Here is a 23,058-nt window from a genome sequence, read left to right on the forward strand (position 1 = left end):
GATGACCGACGCCACGCGACTGATCGCCGAGATGGGGGCCCGGGCCCGCGCCGCCGCTAGGGCGCTGGCCGGGATGCCGAGCCCAGCCAAGGCCGGGGCGCTCCGCCAAGCGGCGCAGGCGCTGCGCGATGCCGAGAGCGCGATCCTGGCCGCCAATGCCGAGGACATGGCGGCGGCCGCCGACCTCTCCCCGGCGATGCGCGACCGGCTGCGGCTCGATCCTGCGCGGGTGCAGGCGACCGCGGACGGCGTTGCCGCGATCGCGGCGCTCGACGATCCGGTGGGACAGGTGATCGACCAGCGCGAGCGGCCCAATGGCCTGAAATTGGCGCGTGTGCGCGTGCCGATCGGCGTGATCGGGATCATTTACGAGAGCCGGCCCAACGTCACCGCCGATGCCGGGGCGCTGTGCGCGATGGCGGGCAATGCCGCGATCCTGCGCGGCGGCTCGGAGGCGGCGCGCTCCAATCGCGCGGTCCACGCCGCGCTGGTCGAAGGACTGGCGGCGGGCGGGATGCCGCGCGATGCGGTGCAGCTCGTCCCCACCACCGATCGCGCCGCGGTCGGCGCGATGCTGGCGGGCGAGGGCGTGATCGACATGGTGGTGCCGCGCGGCGGCAAGGGCCTGGTCGCCCGCGTGCAGCAGGAGGCGCGGGTGCCGGTGCTCGCGCATCTCGACGGCAACAACCACGTCTATGTCCATGCCGCCGCCGATCCGGAGATGGCGCGCCGGATCGTGCTCGACGCGAAGCTGCGCCGCACCGGCATCTGCGGGGCGGTCGAGACGCTGCTGATCGACCGCGGTTATGCCGATCCCGCGCCGATTCTCAGGATGCTGCTCGACGCCGGCTGCGAGCTGCGCGGGGATGCGGCGGCGCGCGCGATCGACGGGCGGATCGTACCGGCGAGCGACGACGATTGGGATACAGAGTTCCTCGAATCGATCCTCGCCGTCCGCATCGTCGGCGGGTTCGACGAGGCGCTGGACCACGTCGCCGCGCACGGATCGCACCATACCGATGCGATCGTGACCGAGGATGCTGCGGCCGCCGAGCGGTTCCTGGGCGCCGTCGATAGCGCGATCGTGCTGTGGAACGCCTCGACCCAGTTCGCCGACGGCGGCGAGTTCGGGCTGGGCGGCGAGATCGGCATCGCCACCGGCCGGCTCCATGCGCGCGGGCCGGTCGCGCTCGAAGGGCTCACCACCTACAAATGGGTGGGCCGAGGGACGGGGCAGATTCGCGGGTAGCGCAGGTTTCGAGACGGTCGGGCGCAACGGTACGGATCGTGAGGGTCCCGACCGCTCCGGAACGAGAGGAACCTCTCTGGGCGCGCGCGGGCATCCGCTCAGGGTCCGGACATTGGAGCAGCGCGGTTCGGGTCCTTGTGGGTCGCCGATGGGCAGGATATGCTCAGGAAACGACGCCATCTCCTCGATTGGCACCAAATTTGGTTCGAGTCGTTACGTCTCATGGCAAAAGGGGGCGCCTGGACGGATATAGCCCCGGGGCGGAGACATGCGGGGCGTGCGGGCAGATTCGATCGCGATCATTCCGGGTGTGATGATCTGCGTGGCGGCGGTGCCGGCGGGTGCGCAAGCTCAGGTCACGACGTCCGCGCCCGAGCAGAGCGCTCCGCCCGCCGGGCCCGACCGCCAGCTGCAGGATCGATCGCCACCCGACGGGGACATCGTCCCCGACGAGCAGTTCGAGAAGTCGATCCCGCCGCTGTCCGGTGACATCGGCGCCCCGTTGGAACCGCTGCCACCCTCGCCCGCCACGCCATCCGCGCAGGCGGGCGCGGAGCCGCCGCCGGACGAGCTGACGCCTGCCCCGCTTCAATCGGAGAGCGAGCTGGCCCAGCCGCTGCCGCCGCTGTCGGGCTTCGACGTGACCCCCGTCGCCATCGCCGGTGTCGACGATCAGCCGGCCGCCGGAATCCGCTACGAGACGCAGGTCGTGGGGCTCGAGGCGATCGGCCTGACCGGCCAGTTCAACGCGCTGTCCGCGCTGCGCAAGGACGACGACGCGCCCAACGCCGCCGTGGTCAACGCCCGCGCGAAGGAGGACGAGGGCCTCGCCGTCCGGCTGATGACCTCGCTCGGCTATTACGACGCGACCGCCACCTCCATGATCGAGCAGGTCCCGAACCAGTCCGGCCGCGTTCGCGCGACGATCACCGCCGTGCCGGGCCAGCGCTATACGCTGGGGTCGATCGCGGTGAAGGCGGGGCCGACCGTGCCGCCGGACCTGATTGAGAAGGAACTGCCGCTCAAGGTCGGCGATCCGATCGAGGCCGCGCGGATCGAGGGCGCCGAGGCCAATGTCGCGCTCAAGCTGCCGCAGCAGGGCTATGCCTTCGCCGAGGTCGGCCAGCGCGACATCCTGCTCGACGAGGCGACGCTGAAGGGCGACTATACGCTGCCGGTCGACACGGGGCCGCGCGGCAGCTTCGGCGGTTTCCTCACCCGCGGCGATCCGGTGTTCGACACCGATCACATCGCCGTCCTCGCCCGCTTCAAGCCCGGCGAGCTCTACGACAGCCGCAAGGTCGACGACCTCCGCCAGGCGCTGGTCGCCACCAGCCTGTTCTCGAGCGTCGGGGTGTCGCCGCGCAAGACCGGCCGGCCCGGCCCCGACGGCACCGAACAGGTCGACCTGATGGTGCGGCAGAACAAGGGACCGCAGCGCACGCTCGCCGGCGAAGTGGGCTACGGTACCGGCCAGGGCATACGCGCCGAGGCGAGCTGGACGCACCGCAACCTGTTCCCGCCGGAAGGGGCGCTGATCCTCTCCGGCGTCGCCGGCACCCAGGAGCAGGGGCTGTCGGCGACCTTCCGTCGCTCGAACGCAGGCAAACGCGATCGCACCTTCTCGCTGACCGCCGCCCTGAACCATAGCAACTACGACGCCTTCAGCGCCTACACCGGCACGCTGTCGGCGCGGATCAGCCGCGATTCGACGCCGATCTGGCAGAAGCGCTGGACCTATTATTACGGCGTCGAGCTGGTCGGCACCAACGAGAGCGTCTACGACTTCGACTTGAACGATCGGGTGCGGCGCACCTACGGCATCGCCGCGCTGCCGTCGTTCCTCGGCTACGATAGCTCGGACAATCTGCTGAACCCCACGCGCGGCTTCCGCGTGAAGCTGAACGTCAGCCCCGAGACGTCGGTGCAGGGGGCGGTGCGTCCCTATGTCCGCGCGATGCTCGAGGGCACGGCCTATTACCCGCTCAGCGACAGCCTGGTCGTCGCCGGCCGGGCACGGGCCGGAGCGATCGCGGGGGTCGCGCGCGACGACCTCGCGCCGTCGCGCCGCTATTATGCCGGCGGCGGCGGGTCGGTGCGCGGCTTCGGCTTCCAGGAGCTCGGGCCGCGCACGGTCGAGCCCAACCCGGACTATGACCCGACCGATCCGGACGAGGAGGATTCGCCGACGATCAACCGGCCGGTCGGCGGGCGCAGCCTCAACGAATTCTCGATCGAGGCGCGCTACCGCTTCGGCAATTTCGGCATCGTGCCGTTCGTCGACGCGGGCCAGGTCTACGAAAGCGAGCTGCCCAAGGGGTCGGACATCCGCTTCGGCGTCGGCATCGGCGCGCGCTACTATACCAATTTCGGGCCGTTCCGCCTCGACGTCGCCACGCCGATCAACCGCAAGCCGGGCGAATCGAGGATCGCGCTCTACATTTCGATCGGGCAGGCGTTCTGATGGCGGAAGAGGAAACGCCTCCGTCGGCGTCGTCGCCCGCAGCTGCGACGGCGGTGGTGCGCCGTCCGCTGTGGCAGCGCATCGCGCTATGGGTCGCCTTCGGCGCGGTCGGCTTGGTCGTGCTCGCCGGGCTGCTGGTGTTCGGGCTCGATACCCAGCCGGGCCGTCGCTTCGTCGCGGATCGCATCGCCGGCTACACCATGGCGAACGGGCTCAATTTCCGCGTCGGCCGGATCGACGGATCGCTCTATGGCGCGATGGTGCTGCGCGACGTCAGGGTGCGGGACCAGCACGGCACCTTCGCCACCTCGCCGGAAGTCGCCGTCGATTGGCGGCCGTTCGCCTTCATCCGCAGCCATGTCGACGTCCGATCGCTGACCAGTCCGCTGATCGGCGTCGCGCGCCTGCCCGAGCTCAAGCCGGTGCCGAGCGATCCCAACGCACCGATCCTGCCGGACATCGACATCGACGTGAACCGGCTGGCGATCCGCCGCATCGACCTCGCGCCCGCGGTGAGCGGCCAGCGCCGGCTGCTGACCCTGAGCGGCAGCGCCCATGTCGCCGATCGGCGCGCCCAGGTGGTGGCCAATGCCGCGACGATCGGCGGCGGCGACCGGCTTGCGCTCAACCTCGACGCGGTGCCGGACGCCGACCGGCTCGGCATCGACCTCGAGCTCCGCGCGCCGAAGGGCGGTCTCGTCGCGACCCTGGCCGGGCTCGAAGCGCCGCTCTCCGCGACGATCGACGGCAAGGGCAGCTGGAAGGCGTGGACCGGCCGCGCCGTCGCCGATCTCGGCACCGGGCGGCTCGCCGACCTGGCGATCGAGGCGCGCAACAGCACCTTCCGGGTGCGCGGCCCGACGCGGCCGGGGCTCTACCTCAAGGGGCCGGTGGAACGGCTGACCGCGCCGCAGCTCGACGTCGCGCTCGACGCGACGCTCAACGACCGCAAGGCCGATACGAAGCTGCAGCTTCGTTCGAGCGCGCTGGCGGTGGCGGCCGAGGGGCTGCTCGACCTCGGGGAGAGCCGGTTCGGCAACGTCCGGGCGGAGGCGATGCTGCTCACCCCCGGCGCGATCGCGCCCAACCTCAACGGCCGGTCCGTGCGCGCCGCGGTCGCGCTCGACGGGCCGTTCGCGGGGCCGGTGGTTGACTATAAGGTCCAGGCCGCAGCGCTCGGCTTCGGCTCGACGGGAGTCGAAGGGCTCTATGCCGAGGGCAAGGCGCGGGTCGACGCCGACCGTATCCTGATCCCGGTCGCCGCGCGCGCGGCCCGGGTGACCGGGCTCAACGCCGCGGCCGGCGGGCTGCTCACCAACGTCCGCATCGACGGCGATCTCGCGATCAACGGCGGCACCGAGATCCTGTCGGACAATCTGCGCGTGCGCTCGGACAAGATCGACGCCACGGCGATCGTCGCCGCCGACATGGCCAAGGGCCGCTATACCGGGGCGCTCAAGGGCCGCGTCAACGACTATCGCGTCGACGGCTTCGGCATCGTCAATCTCAACACCGATGCGAAGCTCTATTCGCCGGCGGCGGGCGGCTTCGGCATCCGCGGCCGCATCGTCGCCAGGACCGCGCGCATCTTCAACGACGGCCTGCGCGAGTTCCTCGGCGGCAATGCCTACAGCCGCGTCGACGTCGACTATACCCCGCAGGGGATCGTCGCCTTCTCGGGCCTTCGGGTGAACGCACCCGAGTTCAAGGTCACCAATGGTGCGGGCCGCTACGATCCGGCCGGGCCGATCCTGGTCAACGCCGATGCCTGGTCGCGCCAATATGGCCCCTTGTCCGCGCGGGTGAACGGCACGCTGGCGGCGCCGGTGGTCAACCTGCGCGCGCCGCGGCCGGGAGTCGGGATCGGCCTGGTCGATCTCAACGCCACCATCCGGGGGCAGGGCGCGCGCTATGCCGTCGTCGCGACCGGCGGCACCGACTACGGCCCGTTCAACGCCAACCTGCTGATCGCCACCGCGCCGCACCTCACCGCGGATGTGCGCAATACCCGTTTCGCCGGCATCCTGTTCAACGGCCGCGTCCAGCAGACCGCCGCCGGCCCCTTCGCCGGCAGCCTGCGCTTCGCCGGTTCGGGCGTGAACGGGACCCTCGGGCTCGGCGCACAGGGCAATTACCAGCGTGCCGATGTCGATGCGCGCGCCTACAACGCGGTGATCCCCGGCACCGCCGGTCTCACCATCGGGCGGGCGATCGTCACCGGCAACGCGGTGATGTATCCGGACAAGCCCGCGATCGTCGGCGACGCGCAGGTCGCCGCGCTCAAGATGGGCGACTTCATGCTGAAGGCCGCGCGGGCGAAGATCGACTATCGCGGCGGCAGCGGCACGGCGCAGGCGTTCGCCGAGGGCTCGTCCAGCGTCCCGTTCCGGATCGGCGCCAATGCGCGCTTCTCGCCGAAGCTGTGGCTTGCCGCGTTGCAGGGACAAGCCAACGGCATCAACTTCCGCACCGCCGCGCCGGCGCGCGTCGAGCCGCACGAGGGCGAATACCGGCTGCTGCCGACGCGGATCGATTTCGACCAGGGCTCGGTGCGCCTCGCCGGCACCTATGGTCGCGGCCTCTCCCTCCAGTCGCGTCTCGACCGGCTCGACCTCGCCGTGGTCAATGCGTTCGTGCCCAATCTCGGCATCGGCGGCGCGGCGACCGGCAGCGTCACCTTCACCCAGCCGACCGGCGCCAGCGTGCCGCAGGCGGACGCGCGGATCACCGTCGCCAACTTCACCCGCTCGAGCCTCGCCTCGATCTCGACGCCGGTGAACATCGATTTCCTCGGCCGCCTCGACGCCGACGGCGGCGAGGCGCGCGCGCTGATCAAGCGCGGCACCACCACCGTCGGCCGCCTGCTGGCGACGCTGCGCCCCTTGGGCGAGGGCGGGTCGTGGACCGAGCGCCTGTTCGCGGCGCCGCTCGCCGGCGGCATCCGCTACAACGGCCCGGCCGCGGTGCTGTTCTCCTTCGCCGGCTTCTCGGGTCAGCAGCTCGGCGGCGGGATCGGGGTGGCCGCCGATTTCGGCGGGCGCCTGTCCGCGCCCCGGCTCGACGGCGTGGTGCGGGCCAACCAGCTCACCTACGAGAACGAGACCTACGGCACGCGCCTCACCGACATGCGGGTCAACGGCCGTTTCACCAACGACCGGTTCGAGCTGGTCGAGCTCGCGGCCAGGGCGGGCGAGGGAACGGTGGCGGCGCAGGGAACGGTCGGCCTCGCCGCCGACAGCGGCTTCCCGATCGACATCCGCGCGAAGCTGGACAACGCCTCGCTCGCCCGCAGCGACGACCTCGGCGCCACCGCCACCGGTACGATCCAGGTCACCAACAGCCGCGAGCGCGGCGGCCTGATCCAGGGCGACCTCAACATTCCGGAGGTGCGCTACCAGATCGTCACCCAGGGCGCGGCGGAGGTGCCGCAGCTCACCGGCGTGCGCCGCAAGAGCGACGTCGCCAGGGCGGCGGCGCAAGGGGAGGGAGCGGGCGATGAGCTTCCGAGCCGCTTCCGGCTGGCGATCCGCATCCATGCCGATAATCGGATCTTCATCTCGGGGATGGGTCTCGAATCCGAATGGAAAGCGGACCTGCGCGTCAGGGGCAGCACCGCCAGGCCGCGCATCACCGGCGAGGCGCGGCTGATCCGCGGCACCTACGCCTTCGCCGGCAAGAATTTCGAGGTGGCGCGCGGTGTGGTCCGCTTCGAGGGCGCCGCGTTGACCAACCCGGCACTCGACATCGTCGCCAACACCACCACCGAAGGGATCACCGCGTCGATCCAGATCGGCGGCACCGCCCAGGCGCCCCAGCTCGCCTTCACCTCGACCCCCAGCCTGCCGCAGGACGAGGTGCTGTCGCGGCTGCTGTTCGGCAGCTCGGTCACCAACCTGTCGGCGACCGAGGCGATCCAGCTCGCCGCCGCGCTCAACTCGCTGCGCGGCGGCGGCGGCGGTCTCAATCCGCTCGGCAAGCTGCGGTCGGCCGCCGGCATCGACCGGCTGCGCCTGCTCGGTTCCGACGAGGCGACCGGACGCGGCACCGCGCTCGCGGCCGGCAAGTACATCACCGACGACATCTACATCGAGATCGTCACCGACGCGCGCGGCTTCACCGCCACCCAGCTCGAGATCGCGCTCACCAAGGCGCTCAGCCTGCTGTCCTCGACCGGCTCGTTCGGCGGCTCGAACGTCAATCTGCGCTACTCGCGGGATTACTGACGGACCGCGGCCCCAACATTAATTTGATGAGTCACGAAACGACTTCACTTGGATCGAATAAACCGGCGTTGCAGGATCATGGCGTGGTCTTTCCTGATCCGTCACTTGACTTGACGGATAAAGCATGATGCACTCGGTTAGTGCTCGGACGAGGGCATTGTGTGTCGGTTCACTTCGTGAAAGGGGCGACGATGGATTTTACCGCACTGATCATCGAGGCCGTCAGCGGCGCCATCGGCGGAAACGCCGCGGGGGCAGCGTCGAAGACCACCAGTCTGGGCCCGCTCGGTAATACGATCGCGGGCGCGATCGGCGGCGGCGTCGGCGGGCAGATCCTGACCTCCGTCCTCGGCCTCGGCGCAGGTGCCGCGTCTTCCGGCCTCGACGTCGGCTCGATCGTCGCGGGCTTCGCAACCGGCGGTGTGAGCGGCGCGGTCACGGCGCTGGTGATCGGCCTCATCAAGGCCAAGCTCGCGAAATAGGCCGGCGCGCACGCTTCATGTTCCTCGCGCACGGCGTCGCGGGGCGGCGTCGGGCTGTCGTGCCGGTGCCATGCACTGCGGTGCTGGAGCCCTGTTTTCGGGCGGAATGATGGATCCCTCTCCTCCCGAACGGATCGCGCAAGTCCGACCGGAACCGCCGCCCCTATCCTCGCCGAAATCTCCAGAATATTTTTTGAGTTCATCATCTGTTCTCTTGCGTTTCGCGAACGCAAGGAAAGTCCGCGCGTCGCTGCGCCGCACCGACTCGTCCCGGCCGCGAGCCGGGGCTTTTCAGCGGCGGCCGGGGGCTTCATCGTGCATTTACCAGTTGCGCTCCCGGACAAATGGGCACAATCTATTGTGGCTCCGCAGGGGGACACACGCAATCGTTGGTAAGTCGGACCTGCGACCCCATATCGCGGGCGGCGACCCGTCTGCGCCTGCGGTGGAGAGCGGTCATGCTTTGTTCTTGAGCGTGGCGGGTGTAGGATGGGGGAATCGCCCCCGAGTCGATCGTACGAAGCAGGGGTTGGTGCCATGGATTTCAGAGACACGTCGGAGAGCCGGGTGAACGAAGCCGCCACCGCCACGCTGGAGGCCGCCGGAGCCGCGGTCGCCGCCGCGGGCGCATCGCTCGATGATTCGAAGTCGGTGGCGCCGCAGCCCTATCCGGTCGAGATCGACCATAGCCGCGACGCGCTGCTCACCGATTTCGGCAAGGAGACGCTGCGCGACCGCTATCTGCTGCCCGGCGAGAGCTACCAGGACCTGTTCGTCCGCGTGGCCAGCGCCTATGCCGACGACGCCGAGCACGCCCAGCGCATCTACGACTATATCTCCCGGCTGTGGTTCATGCCGGCGACGCCGGTGCTGTCGAACGGCGGCACCGGGCGCGGCCTCCCCATTTCCTGCTACCTCAATTCGGTGCCGGACAGCCTGGAGGGCATCGTCCAGACCTGGAACGAGAACGTCTGGCTGGCGAGCCGCGGCGGCGGCATCGGCACCTATTGGGGCAACGTCCGCGGCATCGGCGAGCCGGTCGGCCTCAACGGCAAGACCAGCGGCATCATCCCGTTCGTGCGCGTGATGGATTCGCTGACCCTGGCGATCAGCCAGGGCTCGCTCCGCCGTGGCTCGGCCGCCTGCTACCTCGACATCTCGCACCCGGAGATCGAGGAGTTCCTCGAGGTGCGCAAGCCCTCGGGCGACTTCAACCGCAAGGCGCTCAACCTCCACCACGGCGTGCTCATCCCCGACGCGTTCATGGAGGCGGTGCGCGACGGCGCCGAATGGGAGCTCAAGAGCCCGAAGGACGGTTCGGTCCGCGGCAAGGTCGACGCGCGTGCGCTGTTCCAGAAGCTGGTCGAGACCCGCCTCGCCACCGGCGAGCCCTATATCGTGTTCTCCGATCACGTGAATGGGGCGATGCCCAAGCATCACCGCGACCTCGGGCTCAAGGTCTCGACCTCGAACCTCTGCTCGGAGATCACGCTGCCCACCGGCCGCGACCATCTCGGCAACGATCGCACCGCGGTGTGCTGCCTCTCGTCATTGAACCTCGAGACCTGGGACGAGTGGAAGGGCGACAAGCGCTTCATCGAGGACGTGATGCGCTTCCTCGACAACGTCCTGACCGATTACATCGAGCGCGCCCCCGACGAGATGGCCCGCGCCCGCTATTCGGCGAGCCGCGAGCGGTCGGTCGGCCTCGGCGTGATGGGCTTCCACAGCTTCCTCCAGGCGCGCGGCCTGCCGATGGAGGGCGCCACCGCCAAGGCGTGGAACCTCAAGATGTTCAAGCACATCAACGCCCAGGTGAACGAGGCGTCGATGGCGCTGGCGATCGAGCGCGGCCCCTGCCCCGACGCCGCCGAGATGGGGGTGATGGAGCGCTTCAGCTGCAAGATGGCGATCGCGCCGACCGCGTCGATCTCGATCATCTGCGGCGGCACCTCGGCCTGCATCGAGCCGATCCCCGCCAACATCTACACCCACAAGACGCTGTCGGGCTCGTTCTCGATCAAGAATCCCTATCTGGAGAAGCTGCTCACCGAGAAGTCCAAGAACTCGGACGCGGTGTGGAACTCGATCCTGGAGAAGGGCGGCTCGATCCAGCACCTCGACTTCCTGAGCCAGGACGAGAAGGACGTGTTCAAGACCTCGTTCGAGATCGATCAGCGCTGGCTGCTCGAACTGGCCGGCGACCGCGCGCCCTATATCGACCAGGCGCAGTCCTTGAACCTGTTCATCCCGGCCGACGTCGAGAAGTGGGACCTCTTGATGCTCCACTTCCGCGCGTGGGAGCTCGGCATCAAGTCGCTCTATTACCTGCGCTCCAAGTCGGTCCAGCGCGCGGGCTTCGCCGGCGGGGTCGAGGCGGACAACACCATCGACCTCAAGCAGATCGAGCTCGAGGCGAAGGACTATGACGAATGCCTGGCGTGCCAGTGAGGTGGGACGGGTAGGTCACCCTCACCCTTCCGCCGCTTCGCGGCTCCCTCCCTCTCCCGAAGGGAGAGGGAATTGGTGTGCGCTGCAACCCCTCTCCCTTTGGGAGAGGGAGGGGCCCATCGCGTCAGCGATGGGAGGGTGAGGGCGATGCGCCTCTACGCCAATCAGCCCGCCGGCACGGTAACCCAGCTCCGCACGCTTCGCCGCAACGCGACGGAGGCGGAAAAACGCCTGCTTCGCGCGCTCAAGGAAGCGTTCCCCACGCGCAAATGGCGCTTCCAGGCCCCGCTCGGTCCCTATCGCGTCGACGTCCTATGCTTCTCCGAGCGGCTGGTGATCGAGATCGACGGCGGCCAACACGCTGAAGCCGCGGCCTATGACGCCGCCCGCACGCGCTTCATCGAACGCGAGGGCTACCGCGTCCTGCGCTTCTGGAACAACGACGTCATGGACAACACCGACGGCGTGATCGAGGCGATCCGCAACTCCCTCTCCCTTTGGGAGAGGGAGGGAGCGCCGAAGGCGCGGAAGGGTGAGGGTGATCGGAGACCATTCTCACCCAACTCCCCCTCACCTTCCCACACCGCTCCGCGGCGCGGGCCCCTTCCTCTCCCAAAGGGAGAGGAGCTATGAGCCTAAGCCTCCTCCTCGAACGTCACCGCCACGTCGGCATTGGCGCTGAGGCGCACCCTGTCGCCCTCGACGTCGGCGACCAGGCCGAGCGAGATGTAATGATGGTGCCCCTGGTGGCGGCCTTCGCCGCTGTCGGCCTTGATCAGCTTGATGCGGTCCCCCTCGACGCGGTCGACGGTGCCGACATGGACGCCGTCGGCGCCGATCACTTCCATATGTTCGCGGATTGCACTGGCATCGGCCATGGACTGTCTCCTTCGTGGGGTTCGCGCCGCCAACGCCCCAACCCGGGAATCGCTGCATGAGCCGGAACGCCTCCCCGTCCCCATTGTGCTCCCGCGCAGGCGGGAGCCCAGAGTCGCGGGCGGTGCGCTCGATAGCCCTGGGCTCCCGCCTGCGCGGGAACATGGGGAAGGTGGCCGCCCTCGCCCTCCTCCTCCCGCTCGCCGCCTGCGCCAGGCAGGTGAGCTCCGCGGTCGCGCCCGCCGCGCCCGGCTTCCTGTGGGGCGTGTGGCACGGCTTCATCTTCCCGGTCGCCTGGGTGCTGTCGCTGTTCATGCCGGACGTCGCGATCTACGCGGTGCCGAACAACGGCGGCTGGTACGACTTCGGCTATTTCGTCGGCATCGTGTTCCTCGGCGTCGGCGCCCGCAGCACGCGCAAGGTCTACATCGAGCGCATCGTCTACCGGGACCGCGGCCGATGAGCCGCGCCCCCTCATCATGTACGGCGTCGGCGCCTTGAGCCTCATGGGCAGCGCGGTCGTCGCGACGCGCCCGGCGCGGGACGAGGGCGCGGTCTACCGCCGCCGCATCGCCGCCGCGATGCTCGGCGCCTTCGCCCTGTTCATGACCGGCTTCGCCACCGCGAGCCTGCTGGCGGGAGTGGGGGGATGAGTGAGTTCATGCTCTCCGTCGCGATCGTCATTGGCCTCGCCGGTGTGTTCATGATCGTCGCGCCACAACGTGCCGCCATTCGCCTGAGGCTATTGTCGCCGCTCCCGAACGACGCGGCGTCGCTTCGTATCTTCCGCATTGGCGGCGGCGTCTTGATCGCCCTTGCCGCCGTCCTTCTCATCAAGTCCGCCTCGGAGTAAGTCCCATGCCCCTTCTCGACGCCCGCAAGACCTACAAGCCCTTCGAATACCCTTGGGCGTATGACTTCTGGAAGCGCCAGCAGCAGATCCACTGGATGCCGGAGGAGGTGCCGCTGGGCGAGGATTGCCGCGACTGGGCGCAGAAGCTCGACCAGACAGAGCGCAACCTGCTGACGCAGATCTTCCGCTTCTTCACCCAGGCCGACGTCGAGGTGCAGGACTGCTACCACGACAAATACGGCCGCGTGTTCAAGCCGACCGAGATCAAGATGATGCTGGCCGCGTTCAGCAACATGGAGACGGTGCACATTGCCGCCTACAGCCACCTGCTCGACACCATCGGGATGCCCGAGAGCGAGTACGGCATGTTCCTCGAATATGCCGAGATGAAGGACAAGCACGACTATCTGCAGCAGTTCGGCGTCGACAACGACGAGGACATCGCCAAGACGCTGGCGATGTTCGGCGGCTTCACCGAGGGGCTGCAGCTGTTCGCGAGCTTCGCGATGCTGATGAACTTCCCGCGCTTCAACAAGATGAAGGGCATGGGCCAGATCGTCAGCTGGTCGGTGCGCGACGAGACCCTGCACTGCGAGGGCATCATCCGCCTGTTCCACGAGTTCGCGAAGGAACGGGACTGCCTGACGGCGGCGGTCAAGCGCGACATCCGCGACATGTGCCACACCACGGTCGATCTCGAGGACGCGTTCATCGACCTGGCGTTCGAACAGGGCCCGGTCGACGGCATGAGCGCGGAGGAGGTGAAGCGCTACATCCGCTACATCGCCGACTGGCGCCTGGGTCAATTGGGCCTGAAGCCGATGTTCATGATCAAGGAGCACCCGCTCCCCTGGCTGTCCCCGCTGCTCAACGGCGTCGAGCACGCCAACTTCTTCGAGACCCGCGCGACGGAATATTCGAAGGGCGCGACGCGGGGCGACTGGAACTCGGTATGGGATTCGTTCGACAAGCGCCAGAAGGCCAAGCGCGACAAGGCGGCGAACGAGGATGGTGACGGGGCTGGCGGGGATATGTTCTCGGCGGCTGGGGTCGCGGCGGAGTGATTTGTGGCTGAATTTACCAATGATTGCCCCCACTGTTTAACCCGAGGAGCGGGGTTTCGGATTCGGTTCCAATGGGAATCGCGTGAGGCACTCGATCAATCAAATTTGGTCGCAACTTGTGGCGTCTGCAATCATGGGATCATAATAGCATCAAGATGCTTGGTAGCTTCTTCGCATCCGGATGCGGTTCAATTTAACTTTACGTTTCCTGGCTCAAATTTTCAGATCGAGCATATATGGCCGGCCCCTTCGATAGAGGTTCCCAGCTCACTGCCTAAAAACGTTGAGAGTTTCTATACTCAAGGTATTGAAAATATTCGATCCAGAAGATGGGATGCGGCAGGTGCGATGTTTCGTAAGGCACTTGATGTCGCTACTAAACTTATTGATCCAGAGAAAAAAGCAAATAACCTATACACTCGTATAAATGATTTAGTTTATTGTGGCCTTCTTACACCCGCTATGGGCGAATGGTCTCACGAGATAAGAATTGACGGCAATGAGTCCGTGCATGGAGATGAACCAGAAAGCGAGCAGGATGCTAATATAATGCAGAGATTTACCGAAGCTTTTCTTCGATATGCATTCACAATGCCTGCCATGGTAGCTGAAAGTCGCGCAAACCGCGAAATGGTCGTTGAGAGTTGAATGAGTAAATCTATGTGTGATTGCCGCTAAACGGCAGGATATTTCCTGCGCGTATGAATCACTGTCAACACATCCACTTCCGTCTCCGACGCAATCTGATAGACGATCAGATACGGCAGCCCCACCACAGAAAACTCGCGCGTACCCTCGACCACGCCTGTTCGCCCAAGCATCGGGAATTGCCCGAACATCATTGCCGTCTGCACGATCCTCGCGATTACCCGATCGGCAGCGCGCTCGTCATCCTCCGCGATCCAGCTACGGATCGCAGCAAGGTCGTCCCGCGCCTGCGGCGTGAAATTGACGTTCAAGCGTTGAGGTCGCGCAGAATCTGCTCGGCCGGGATCATCGCCGAGCGGTCCTTGCTCTGCTCGATGCCGCGCTCGATCTTGGACCGCTTCCAAGACTCATAGCCACGCTCCACAGCACCCTCATCAGGGAGGATCTTGTCGTTCAGATCGCTCGCGGTTCGCATGATCATAACATAGGCTCGAAGTGCCTTCGGCGGAAGACACACTTCGCGGCGGAAACCATTTTCCTACACGAACCAATATGGTTATATACCCCGACCCCCTCAAACCAGAAGGAGTCGCACGATGCACCACAACCCCACGAACCCCGACACCGCCGAGCCGCTGGCGGACTATACCCCCGTAGACATCTCCACCCGCCGCGACGGCTGGACCGCCGAACGCCAGCGCAAGTTCCTCGAGGCGCTCGCCGAATCCGGCCGCGTCGCCGTGGCGGCGCAGGTGGTGGGGTTGTCGGTGCGCTCGGCCTATCGGCTGCGCCATCATCCGCAGGGCCGGCGTTTCGCCGAGGCGTGGGATGCGGCGCTCTATTGCGGCGCCAACCGGCTGATCGCGATCGCGCTCGAGCGCGCCACCGTCGGCGGCTATCGCGAGGTGTGGAAGGACGGCAGGATCCAGTCGGAGGTGCGCGCGCCGTCCGACAAGCTGCTCATCTACCTGCTTAACAATCTCGCGCCGCACGTCTTCAGCCGCGGGCCGGTCAAGCACCACCAGAACCTGGTCGGCCCGGCCGAGGCGGGCTTCGCCGACCAGCTCGCCGCGCTCGCCGACGTCGCGCCCGACGCCGTCCGCGCCGACCCGCTGGGCGAGGCGGACACCTCCCCGCCGCCCCACGCCGCGCGCGAGCGGCCGACGGCGAAAGATCCCTACACCGGCGAGGAGTATGACTGGGGCGACGACGACGGCGACTGGATGGACGACGAATGAGGCGGAAAGGATGCAAGTGTCGCCCCCCGCGCTACCCGTGACTTTCGTGACCTTCGACGGATTTCTGCGGGTTTGCGGGAGGGGGTGGTCGCTAGCAGGCTCTCGATTTCAGGTTGGTCACGCCGGCCGGGTCACCCTCAACCCTTCCGCGCCTACGGCGCTCCCTCCCTCTCCCAAAGGGAGAGGGAATATTGCGTCCCACACTCCCTCTCCCTTTGGGAGAGGAGCGTTGGGTCGGCCATGCCCCCGGCATGGCCTGAACGATGCGGGGCATCGTTCACCCAACGCTGGGCCCGCCGCCGTCAGGCGGTGGGAAGGGTGAGGGTGACCCGCCGCCCATGAGGTCCCCTCAAGCCGGCACGTTCCCCGCCGGCGCCTCCTCGAACAGCACCTCGGTGAACCGCTTGAGCCACCACATCACGTCCTGCTGCTCGACATTGTCCATCATCCGCCGCCACCGCTCGATGCGTTCGGACAGCGGCATCCGCAGCGCCTGCATGATCGCGTCGGACATCTCCTCGGCGCTGTAGGGATTGACCAGCACCGCGCCCTCCAGCTGCGTCGCCGCGCCCGCGAAGCGCGACAGGATCAGCACGCCGGGGTCCTTGGGGTCCTGCGCCGCGACATATTCCTTGGCGACCAGGTTCATCCCGTCCCTCAGCGGCGTCACCAGCCCGATCCGCGCCGCCCGGTACACCCCCGCGAGCACGTCGCGCGGATAGCCCTGGTTGACGTAGCGGATCGGCACCCAGTCGAGGTCGGCATGGGCCCCGTTGATCCGCCCCGACAGCCCCTCCAGCGTGGCGCGGATGCGCTGATAGCTCTCGACCGCGGCGCGCGAGGGCGGCGCGATCTGGAGCAGGAACACCTCCTTGCGCTCCTCGGGATGCTCGATGAGGAAGCGCTCGTAGCCGAGGAAGCGCTCCTCCAGCCCCTTGGAATAGTCGAGCCGGTCGACGCCGACGATCATCTCGCGTCCGACCGCGCTGTCGCGCATCTGGCGGAAGGCGAGGCGGGCGGCGGGGCTGGCGGCGAGCTGGGCGAACTCCCTGGCGTCGATCCCGATCGGGCAGTCGATCAGCCGCACCCGCCGCCGGCCGAGCACGACCACGCCGCCCTCGATCCGCGCGCCCATCTCCTCGCGCACGAAGTCGCAGAACGCCTCCAGCCATTCCGAGGTCTGGAAGCCGATCACGTCATAGGCGAACAATGTCTCGACCAGCCGGTTCGCCCCCGGCAGCGTGCCGAGCAGCCGCCGCGGCGGCCAGGGGATGTGGAGGAAGAAGCCCATGCGGTTGCGGCACCCGCGCCGGCGCAGCTCCTCGCCCAGCGGGAACATGTGATAGTCCTGCACCCACACCACGTCGCTGGGCTCGATCAGCGGCCGCACCGTCTCGGCGAAGCGCTCGTTGGCGCGCCGGTAGCCGCCGGCGAAGTCGCGCTCATATTCGGCGAGGTCGATGCGATAGTGGAACAGCGGCCACAGCGTCCGGTTGGCGTAGCCGTTGTAATATTCCTCGACGTCCTGTTCCTCGAGGTCGACGGTGGCGGTGGTGACGCCGCCCTTGCGGTCGAGGTTGACCTGGCCGGTGAACTGCTCGGTCAGCTCGCCCGACCAGCCGAACCAGATGCCCCCCATCTCCCGCAGCGCCGAGGTGAGCGCGACCGCCAGCCCGCCCTGCGCCCCGTTGGAGCTGGTCGCGCTGACACGGTTGGAGATGACGATAAGACGGCTCAACGGATCGAACTCCACGGCTTGCTCAACAGGACGGCGCAGTTGACCAGGCCGACCAACGAGTATGTCTGCGGGTAATTTCCCCATAATTCGCCCGTCTGCGGGTCGATGTCCTCGGACAGCAGCCCGGCGGGGGTGCGGCGCGCCAGCATCTCCTCGAACAATTGCCGCGCGTCGGCGTCGCGGCCGGTCGCGTGCAGCGCCTCGATCAGCCAGAAGGTACAGACGTTGAACGCAGTCTCGGGCAGGCCGAAATCGTCCTCGGTGGCATAGCGCAGCATATGGCTGCCGCGTCTCAACCCCTCCTCGACCGCGACCAGCGTGCCGCGGAACCGCGCGTCGTCGGGCGGCAGGAAGCGGAGGTCGAGCAGCTGGATGATGCTGGCGTCGAGGTCGTCGCCGCCGAAGGTGGCGGACAGCCGCTGGCCGTCCTCCCGCCATGCCGCCCCCTCGATCCGCTCCCGGATGCGGTCGGCACGGTCCTGCCAGAAGGCGGCGCGCTCGCCGAGCCCCAGCGCGGTCGCGGCATTGGCGAGCCGGTCGCACGCCGCCCAGCACATCGCCGCCGAATAGGTATGGACATGGCTCTTGGTGCGCAGTTCCCACAGCCCCGCGTCGGGCTTGTCGTAGACCTCCCAGGCGCGCTCGCCGACCGTCTCCAGCGCCTCGAAGTCGGGCACGCCGCCTATCCGCAGCAGCCGCTGGTCGAAGAAGCTCTGCGTGCTCGACAGCACGATCTGGCCATAGGCGTCGTGCTGGACCTGCGCATAGGCCTGGTTGCCGACCCGCACCGGCCCCATGCCGCGATAGCCGGTGAGCCCCTCGGCCACGCGCTCCTCCAGCCGCGCCTCGCCGCCGACGCCGTAGAGCGGCTGGATATGCCCGCCCCGCGCGTTGTCGACGATGTTGCGGAGGTATTCGAGATAGGTCTCCAGCACGTCGAGCGCGCCCAGCCGGTTGAGCGCCTGCACCGTGTAATAGGCGTCGCGGATCCAGCAGTAGCGATAGTCCCAGTTGCGCTGCGAGTTCGCGTGCTCGGGGATCGAGGTGGTGAGCGCGGCGACGATCGCCCCGGTCTCCTCGTGCTGGCACAGCTTGAGCGTGATCGCCGCGCGGATCACCGCCTCCTGCCATTCGAGCGGCGTGGCGAGCCCCCGCGCCCACTCGCGCCATTCCTGCGCCGTGCGGTCGAGCATCGTCTCCAGCGCGACGCGCAGGTCGTCGGAAAAGCTCTCGTCGGGTCCCAGGAAGAAATGCAGCGGCCGCTCGACCCGGAACAGCCTTTCGTCCCCGACCCAGCCGACCGGCGCGGTCGTGGTGAGCCGCAGCGTCATGTCGGGCAGCAGGTAGCGGATATGGTTCGATCCGCGCGTGGTCGGCGCGCTCTCCGCTCCCCAGTCGCGCGCGGGACGCAGGCGGATGCGGATGCGCGGCGAGCCCTGGATCGGCCGCACGATCCGCGCGAAGGCGACCGGGCGATAGGTGCGCCCGTTGCGCCGGAAGCGCGGGCAGAAATCGATCACCTCGACCGCATTGCCCTGCCGGTCGACGTGCCTGGTCGACAGGATCGGCGTGTTGCGCAGGTAGCTCTGTTCGGTGCCGATGCAATCCTCGAGGTCGATCTCCCAGAAGCCGCGCGCCCCCTCGCCGGCGCGGGGGGCGGCGTCGAGCAGCGAGGAGAACACCGGCTCCCCGTCGACCCGCGGCACGCAGCCCCACACGAACCGCCCGGCACGGTCGACCAGCGCCGAGACCTGGCAGTTGCCGATCGGCCAGAGGTCGAGCGTCGCGGTCACGCCACCGCCTCGCTCAGCCAGGCGCGCACCGCGGCAGGGCCGGCGAGGCGGTATTGCGCCGCGGTCTCGCGCTCGGGGCCGACCAGCACGCCGCTGCCGCCGAGCTGCCGCGCCGCCTCGAACCCGGGCTCGTCGGTGAGGTCGTCCCCCAGGAACACCGGCCGCGTGCCCGCCATCGGCGGCCGGCGCATCAGCCGGCGCACCGCAGCGCCCTTGTCGCCGCCCGGCACGCGCAGCTCGACCATCATCTTGGCGGGCTGGACCGTAAGGCCATGCTCTCCGGCCAGCGACTCGGCCAGCGCCAGCGCAGGCGCTGCGACCGCGGGGGCGAGGCGATAGTGGAGACCGACGCCATAGCTCTTGCCCTCGACCATCACGCCGGGATGCGCGCCCGCGAAGCGTCGGAACGCCTCGGCGACGCGATCGAGCGATGCCGGCCGCTCCGGCTGGGCGAGCACGCCGCGCCAGCGATGCTCGCAGCCATGGCTGCCCGACAGCGCGATCGCGTCGCACACCGAGCCCAGAATCGCGTCGAGCTGGGCCAGCGAACGCCCGCTCACCACCGCGACGCGCCCGCCGAGCCGTTCGGTCAGCGCGAGCAGCAGCGCGCGCAACGCATCGTCGGCGACGACGTCCTCGGGCCGGTCGATCAGGTCGAGCAGCGTGCCGTCGAGGTCGAGGAACAGGCTGGCGCCGTCGAGCAGGGCGGCCGGCGGCTGCGGGAGGCTGGTATGGATATCGACGGAGATGTTTCGCCCCCTGGGTCGGTGGTCATGGACAGGTTCGGACACCCGACGCGGGTATCCAAGCAGGCGCATTGCCCCGGCGGCCTGCCCCCGGCGAACGGCCGTGAGCCGAAAGGGTTCCCCTTCGAGGCTAGGCCTTCCCCGTCATGCCGGACCTGGTCCGGCATCCACCGAGCCGCACATGCGCAGGCCGGTCGACTCGCTGAACCGTGGATGCCGGACCAGGTCCGGCATGACGGGAGAGCGGCTGATCGCGCTTCGCCGAAGTCAGGCCACCGCCGGCTCCGGCGCCTCGGGCACCAGCGCGCGCACTTCCTCGATGAAGCGGATCACCGAGATCGGCTTCGACACATAGGCGTTGGCGCCCGCCGCGCGGATGCGTTCCTCGTCGTCGCGGCCGGCATAGGCGGTCACCGCCATCACCGGCACCGGGCGGAGGTGCGGGTCGCGCTTCATCTGCCCGATCAATTCGAGCCCGCTGACGTGGGGGAGCTGGATGTCCATCACCACCAGGTCGGGCTCGAAGCTCCGCGCGCGCGCCACCGCCTCGCGCCCGTCGCGCACCGGCTCGGCCGCATAGCCGTGCGCGCGCAGCAGGTCGCAGAACAGCTTAAGGTTGAGTTCGTTGTCCTCGACAACGAGCACTCTTTTTGCCACGCGATCCGAGCCCCTTCGGAAACGACTCTAGCAATGCCTGCCGCGGAAACAAACCAGATGACGCTCGCGCTCCATGCGCTCGCCTGGACGGTGGCCGAACCGGGCCGCGCCGAGCGGCTGCTCGCGCTGACCGGCCTCACCCCGGCGGAGCTGCGCATCTCCGCCGATCGCCCGGCGACCCTGGCGGCGGTGCTGGGCTTCCTGGAGGCGCATGAGCCGGACCTCATCGCCTGCGCGGCGGCGATCGACACCACTCCGGTCGCGCTGATCGCTGCCCGGCGGGAGCTGGAGGCATGAGCCGGCCGCTGCTGATCTGCGACTGCGATGAGGTGCTGCTGCACATGGTGCGCCATTTCGGCATGTGGCTGCGCGAGCGTCACGACATCGCCTTCGACGCCGCCGAGGGCCGCTTCGCCATGACTCGCGCCGACGGCAGCCTGGTGCCGGGCGAGGAGATGTGGGCGCTGCTCGACCATTTCTTCCCGGCCGAGATGAGCCGCCAGACGCTGGTCCCGCACGCCCGCGAGGCATTGGAGCGTCTGGGCGCCGAGGCCGACATCGTCGTCCTCACCAACCTCGGCGACCATTGCCGCGACGCGCGCATCGCCCAGCTCGCCGCGCACGGCATTCCCCACCGCGTCGAGACCAACCAGGGCGGCAAGGGCACACCGGTCGCGCGGCTGGTCGCCGAATACCGGCCGAGCGTGACGGTGTTCGTCGACGACCTTCCCGTCCACCACGAATCGGTCGCGAAGCACGTCCCCGAGGTCCACCGCCTGCACATGGTGTCGGAGCCCGACCTCGCCCCGCGCGTGTCGCGTGCGCCTCACGCTCATGCCCGCATCGACGACTGGCGCGAGGCGGCCGAGTGGATCGCCGCGCGCTTCGCCGCGGGCCTTCCCGCCCAACCCGCCACATCCGTCGAAGGAGCCCAGCCATGACCACCGCGATCGACCGCAAGCTCGCCGAGCTCGGCCTCACGCTTCCGGAGGCAGCGTCGCCGATCGCCGCCTATGTGCCGACGGTCGAGGCGGGCGGGCTGCTCCACATCTCGGGCCAGCTGCCGTTCAAGGACGGGCAGGTGATGACCGGGCGGTTGGGCGAGGACCGCGACCTCGCCTACGGCCAGGAAGCCGCGCAGCGCTGTGCGCTGATGCTGGCCGCGCAGATCAAGACGGCGCTGGGCGGGTTCGACCGCGTCGACCGCATCGTCAAATTGGGCGTGTTCATCAACAGCGCCCCCGACTTCACCGATCAGCCCCAGGTCGCCAACGGCGCCTCGGAGCTGATGCAGGCGCTGTTCGGCGAGGCCGGGCGCCACGCCCGCAGCGCTGTCGGTGTGCCCGCGTTGCCGCGCGGCGCCGCGGTCGAGGTGGATGCGATCGTCGCGCTGCGGCCTAACTCGCTCGACTGAGCCCTCCTTTCCCCCTCTCCCATCGGGAGAGGGAGGGGCCCGCCCGGCGTTAGCCGGGTGGGAGGGTGAGGGTGCCCTCGCTGGCCGCAGTCACCCAGTCACCCTCACCCTCCCGCGCCTTCGGCGCTCCTTCCCTCTCCCACTGGGAGAGGGACAGTGGGGGCCTGGAACTGTTTCTGGATTGTTGCTCGACGGCAACAGTCCTTGAACGAATTGTGTCTGCCGGCGGCCTTTTCGGTTGTGCGGCGCAATATCCTGCGCCACATCTCCGCGCGTCCGGCCAGCCGCGCGGGGAGACGACGCGGCACCCGGCAAGCAGGCGGGAACCATCGACCCAATTCAGGAGGTCTTTCGATGCGTTTCTCGACTCTCGCGCTCGGCACGATCGCGTTTCTCGCCGCCACGCCTGCCATGGCGCAGGACGAGACGGCGCCGCCCAAGTCCTTCACCGTCACCGGCAGCGTCACCGCGGTGACCGACTATCGCTTCCGCGGCGCCACCCAGACCAACGAGGACCCCGCGATCCAGGGCACGCTCAGCGTCAACCATTCGTCGGGCTTCTATGTCGGCACCTTCCTGTCATCGATCGACGGCGGCGCCGACGGCAGCACCCCGGCGCTCACCAACTACGGCGACGTCGAGGTCGACCTCTACGGCGGCTTCACCAAGACGCTGCCGAGCGGCCTCGGCTTCGACGTCGGCCTGCTCTATTACTGGTACGCCGACGGCGCGAAGAGCGTGAACACCGACTTCTTCGAGCCCTATGCCTCGGTCAACTACACCGTCGGCCCGGCCAATCTGAAGGTCGGCGGCAACTATGCCTGGGGCGGGCAGAAGGGCCTGAACTTCACCTCGGGCAACGACGACAGCCTCTACCTCTACGGCGAGGCGTCGGTCGCCGTGCCGAGCACGCCGGTGACGCTGAAAGGTCATTTCGGCCGCACCAAGGGTTCGCTCGGCCTGCTCAACCCGACCATCGCCGACGACAGCTACCTCGACTGGTCGCTCACCGCCGAGGCGGTCGGCGGGCCGCTCAAGGTAGGCGTGAGCTACGTCGACACCGACATCACCGACGACGTCGTGCCCGGTGTCGGCCATTACGCGCAGCAGCTCGGCCGCGGCTCGACCGTGCTCGGTTACGTCGCCTTCAGCTTCTGATCGG

At 68.3% G+C, this 23,058-nt stretch carries 23 protein-coding genes; 16 read left to right on the forward strand and 7 right to left on the reverse strand.

Going from position 1 to position 23,058, the window contains the following annotated elements:
• Position 1: 1 nt before the first annotated feature.
• From ACMGER_RS03050 to ACMGER_RS03075, 6 genes are all read left to right on the forward strand, one after another.
• Positions 2–1,249: a glutamate-5-semialdehyde dehydrogenase gene (locus ACMGER_RS03050; RefSeq protein ID WP_436810645.1), complete on the forward strand. Its 1,248-nt coding sequence runs from the start codon at positions 2–4 to the stop codon at positions 1,247–1,249.
• A 268-nt stretch (positions 1,250–1,517) separates the two neighbouring features.
• Entirely contained in the window at positions 1,518–3,713 is a 2,196-nt protein-coding gene (locus tag ACMGER_RS03055) for an autotransporter assembly complex protein TamA (protein ID WP_436810646.1), read from the forward strand.
• The gene (locus ACMGER_RS03060; RefSeq protein WP_436810647.1) at positions 3,713–7,936 is read left to right on the forward strand and encodes a translocation/assembly module TamB domain-containing protein; all 4,224 of its coding nucleotides are present in this window, start codon (positions 3,713–3,715) and stop codon (positions 7,934–7,936) included. Before ACMGER_RS03055 ends, ACMGER_RS03060 begins: the two co-directional genes overlap by 1 nt.
• 161 nt (positions 7,937–8,097) lie before the next feature.
• Positions 8,098–8,418 carry a hypothetical protein gene (locus ACMGER_RS03065; protein WP_436810648.1) on the forward strand — a complete coding sequence of 107 codons (321 nt, stop codon included), beginning with the start codon at positions 8,098–8,100 and terminating at the stop codon, positions 8,416–8,418.
• A 537-nt stretch (positions 8,419–8,955) separates the two neighbouring features.
• Positions 8,956–10,869, forward strand: coding sequence for a ribonucleoside-diphosphate reductase subunit alpha (locus ACMGER_RS03070; protein ID WP_436810649.1), 1,914 nt, complete (start codon positions 8,956–8,958; stop codon positions 10,867–10,869).
• 147 nt (positions 10,870–11,016) lie between these two features.
• Complete coding sequence (locus ACMGER_RS03075; RefSeq protein ID WP_436811654.1) at positions 11,017–11,502, forward strand: endonuclease domain-containing protein; 486 nt, start codon at positions 11,017–11,019, stop codon at positions 11,500–11,502.
• Between the two features lie 2 nt (positions 11,503–11,504).
• Here the strand turns inward: ACMGER_RS03075 and ACMGER_RS03080 are convergent, their stop codons facing one another.
• On the reverse strand, positions 11,505–11,747 hold the full coding sequence (locus ACMGER_RS03080; protein ID WP_436810650.1) for a DUF2171 domain-containing protein: 243 nt from the start codon (positions 11,745–11,747) through the stop codon (positions 11,505–11,507).
• A gap of 161 nt (positions 11,748–11,908) precedes the next feature.
• Between ACMGER_RS03080 and ACMGER_RS03085 the strand changes: the two genes are divergently transcribed.
• The 5 genes from ACMGER_RS03085 to ACMGER_RS03105 are packed head-to-tail and all read left to right on the forward strand — an operon-like array spanning position 11,909 to position 14,310.
• On the forward strand, positions 11,909–12,208 hold the full coding sequence (locus ACMGER_RS03085) for a hypothetical protein (protein WP_436811655.1): 300 nt from the start codon (positions 11,909–11,911) through the stop codon (positions 12,206–12,208).
• A 34-nt stretch (positions 12,209–12,242) separates the two neighbouring features.
• A complete protein-coding gene (locus ACMGER_RS03090; protein WP_436810651.1) occupies positions 12,243–12,398 on the forward strand; it encodes a hypothetical protein in 156 nt (51 codons plus the stop codon).
• The gene (locus ACMGER_RS03095; RefSeq protein WP_436810652.1) at positions 12,395–12,598 is read left to right on the forward strand and encodes a hypothetical protein; all 204 of its coding nucleotides are present in this window, start codon (positions 12,395–12,397) and stop codon (positions 12,596–12,598) included. Before ACMGER_RS03090 ends, ACMGER_RS03095 begins: the two co-directional genes overlap by 4 nt.
• 5 nt (positions 12,599–12,603) lie before the next feature.
• Positions 12,604–13,662 (forward strand): ribonucleotide-diphosphate reductase subunit beta, encoded by a 1,059-nt coding sequence (locus tag ACMGER_RS03100; protein WP_436810653.1) that lies wholly within the window; start codon positions 12,604–12,606, stop codon positions 13,660–13,662.
• A gap of 3 nt (positions 13,663–13,665) precedes the next feature.
• Entirely contained in the window at positions 13,666–14,310 is a 645-nt protein-coding gene (locus tag ACMGER_RS03105; protein WP_436810654.1) for a DUF4145 domain-containing protein, read from the forward strand.
• A 26-nt stretch (positions 14,311–14,336) separates the two neighbouring features.
• On the opposite strand, the gene ACMGER_RS03110 is transcribed toward ACMGER_RS03105, so the two are convergent.
• Together ACMGER_RS03110 and ACMGER_RS03115 are read right to left on the reverse strand one after the other, a co-directional pair.
• The gene (locus tag ACMGER_RS03110; RefSeq protein WP_436810655.1) at positions 14,337–14,621 is read right to left on the reverse strand and encodes a type II toxin-antitoxin system RelE/ParE family toxin; all 285 of its coding nucleotides are present in this window, start codon (positions 14,619–14,621) and stop codon (positions 14,337–14,339) included.
• Positions 14,618–14,785, reverse strand: a complete 168-nt coding sequence (locus tag ACMGER_RS03115; RefSeq protein WP_436810656.1) for a hypothetical protein — start codon at positions 14,783–14,785, stop codon at positions 14,618–14,620. Before ACMGER_RS03115 ends, ACMGER_RS03110 begins: the two co-directional genes overlap by 4 nt.
• 121 nt (positions 14,786–14,906) lie before the next feature.
• Between ACMGER_RS03115 and ACMGER_RS03120 the strand changes: the two genes are divergently transcribed.
• The gene (locus tag ACMGER_RS03120) at positions 14,907–15,548 is read left to right on the forward strand and encodes a hypothetical protein (protein ID WP_436810657.1); all 642 of its coding nucleotides are present in this window, start codon (positions 14,907–14,909) and stop codon (positions 15,546–15,548) included.
• A gap of 349 nt (positions 15,549–15,897) precedes the next feature.
• Here ACMGER_RS03120 and ACMGER_RS03125 read toward each other — a convergent pair whose 3' ends face one another.
• From ACMGER_RS03125 to ACMGER_RS03140, 4 genes are all read right to left on the reverse strand, one after another.
• Positions 15,898–17,286 carry an alpha,alpha-trehalose-phosphate synthase (UDP-forming) gene (locus ACMGER_RS03125; RefSeq protein ID WP_436810658.1) on the reverse strand — a complete coding sequence of 463 codons (1,389 nt, stop codon included), beginning with the start codon at positions 17,284–17,286 and terminating at the stop codon, positions 15,898–15,900.
• The gene (locus ACMGER_RS03130) at positions 17,283–19,079 is read right to left on the reverse strand and encodes a glycoside hydrolase family 15 protein (RefSeq protein ID WP_436810659.1); all 1,797 of its coding nucleotides are present in this window, start codon (positions 19,077–19,079) and stop codon (positions 17,283–17,285) included. The genes ACMGER_RS03125 and ACMGER_RS03130 overlap by 4 nt, the downstream gene beginning before the upstream one ends.
• Entirely contained in the window at positions 19,076–19,828 is a 753-nt protein-coding gene (otsB, locus tag ACMGER_RS03135) for a trehalose-phosphatase (RefSeq protein ID WP_436811656.1), read from the reverse strand. The genes ACMGER_RS03130 and otsB overlap by 4 nt, the downstream gene beginning before the upstream one ends.
• A 264-nt stretch (positions 19,829–20,092) precedes the next feature.
• Positions 20,093–20,482, reverse strand: coding sequence for a response regulator (locus ACMGER_RS03140; RefSeq protein ID WP_436810660.1), 390 nt, complete (start codon positions 20,480–20,482; stop codon positions 20,093–20,095).
• A gap of 33 nt (positions 20,483–20,515) precedes the next feature.
• On the opposite strand from ACMGER_RS03140, the gene ACMGER_RS03145 reads away from it, so the two are divergent.
• The 4 genes from ACMGER_RS03145 (at position 20,516) to ACMGER_RS03160 (ending at position 23,054) form a co-directional block, all read left to right on the forward strand.
• The gene (locus tag ACMGER_RS03145; RefSeq protein ID WP_436810661.1) at positions 20,516–20,779 is read left to right on the forward strand and encodes a DUF3572 family protein; all 264 of its coding nucleotides are present in this window, start codon (positions 20,516–20,518) and stop codon (positions 20,777–20,779) included.
• On the forward strand, positions 20,776–21,423 hold the full coding sequence (locus ACMGER_RS03150; protein ID WP_436810662.1) for an HAD family hydrolase: 648 nt from the start codon (positions 20,776–20,778) through the stop codon (positions 21,421–21,423). The genes ACMGER_RS03145 and ACMGER_RS03150 overlap by 4 nt, the downstream gene beginning before the upstream one ends.
• A complete protein-coding gene (locus tag ACMGER_RS03155; RefSeq protein WP_436810663.1) occupies positions 21,420–21,896 on the forward strand; it encodes a RidA family protein in 477 nt (158 codons plus the stop codon). The genes ACMGER_RS03150 and ACMGER_RS03155 overlap by 4 nt, the downstream gene beginning before the upstream one ends.
• Before the next feature lie 354 nt (positions 21,897–22,250).
• Complete coding sequence (locus tag ACMGER_RS03160; RefSeq protein ID WP_436810664.1) at positions 22,251–23,054, forward strand: TorF family putative porin; 804 nt, start codon at positions 22,251–22,253, stop codon at positions 23,052–23,054.
• Positions 23,055–23,058: the final 4 nt, after the last annotated feature.

The sequence above is a fragment of the Sphingomonas astragali genome (assembly GCF_051400615.1).
Classification (GTDB): domain Bacteria; phylum Pseudomonadota; class Alphaproteobacteria; order Sphingomonadales; family Sphingomonadaceae; genus Sphingomonas.

Coding starts and splice junctions, on each gene's coding strand:
- ACMGER_RS03050 (WP_436810645.1), top strand. CDS start 2: ATGACCGACGCCACGCGACTGATCGCCGAGATGGGGGCCCGGGCCCGC.
- ACMGER_RS03055 (WP_436810646.1), top strand. CDS start 1,518: ATGCGGGGCGTGCGGGCAGATTCGATCGCGATCATTCCGGGTGTGATG.
- ACMGER_RS03100 (WP_436810653.1), top strand. CDS start 12,604: ATGCCCCTTCTCGACGCCCGCAAGACCTACAAGCCCTTCGAATACCCT.
- ACMGER_RS03160 (WP_436810664.1), top strand. CDS start 22,251: ATGCGTTTCTCGACTCTCGCGCTCGGCACGATCGCGTTTCTCGCCGCC.
- ACMGER_RS03115 (WP_436810656.1), bottom strand. CDS start 14,785: ATGCGAACCGCGAGCGATCTGAACGACAAGATCCTCCCTGATGAGGGT.
- ACMGER_RS03150 (WP_436810662.1), top strand. CDS start 20,776: ATGAGCCGGCCGCTGCTGATCTGCGACTGCGATGAGGTGCTGCTGCAC.
- ACMGER_RS03145 (WP_436810661.1), top strand. CDS start 20,516: ATGCCTGCCGCGGAAACAAACCAGATGACGCTCGCGCTCCATGCGCTC.
- ACMGER_RS03085 (WP_436811655.1), top strand. CDS start 11,909: ATGGGGAAGGTGGCCGCCCTCGCCCTCCTCCTCCCGCTCGCCGCCTGC.
- ACMGER_RS03070 (WP_436810649.1), top strand. CDS start 8,956: ATGGATTTCAGAGACACGTCGGAGAGCCGGGTGAACGAAGCCGCCACC.
- ACMGER_RS03080 (WP_436810650.1), bottom strand. CDS start 11,747: ATGGCCGATGCCAGTGCAATCCGCGAACATATGGAAGTGATCGGCGCC.
- ACMGER_RS03120 (WP_436810657.1), top strand. CDS start 14,907: ATGCACCACAACCCCACGAACCCCGACACCGCCGAGCCGCTGGCGGAC.
- ACMGER_RS03155 (WP_436810663.1), top strand. CDS start 21,420: ATGACCACCGCGATCGACCGCAAGCTCGCCGAGCTCGGCCTCACGCTT.
- ACMGER_RS03095 (WP_436810652.1), top strand. CDS start 12,395: ATGAGTGAGTTCATGCTCTCCGTCGCGATCGTCATTGGCCTCGCCGGT.
- ACMGER_RS03060 (WP_436810647.1), top strand. CDS start 3,713: ATGGCGGAAGAGGAAACGCCTCCGTCGGCGTCGTCGCCCGCAGCTGCG.
- ACMGER_RS03075 (WP_436811654.1), top strand. CDS start 11,017: ATGCGCCTCTACGCCAATCAGCCCGCCGGCACGGTAACCCAGCTCCGC.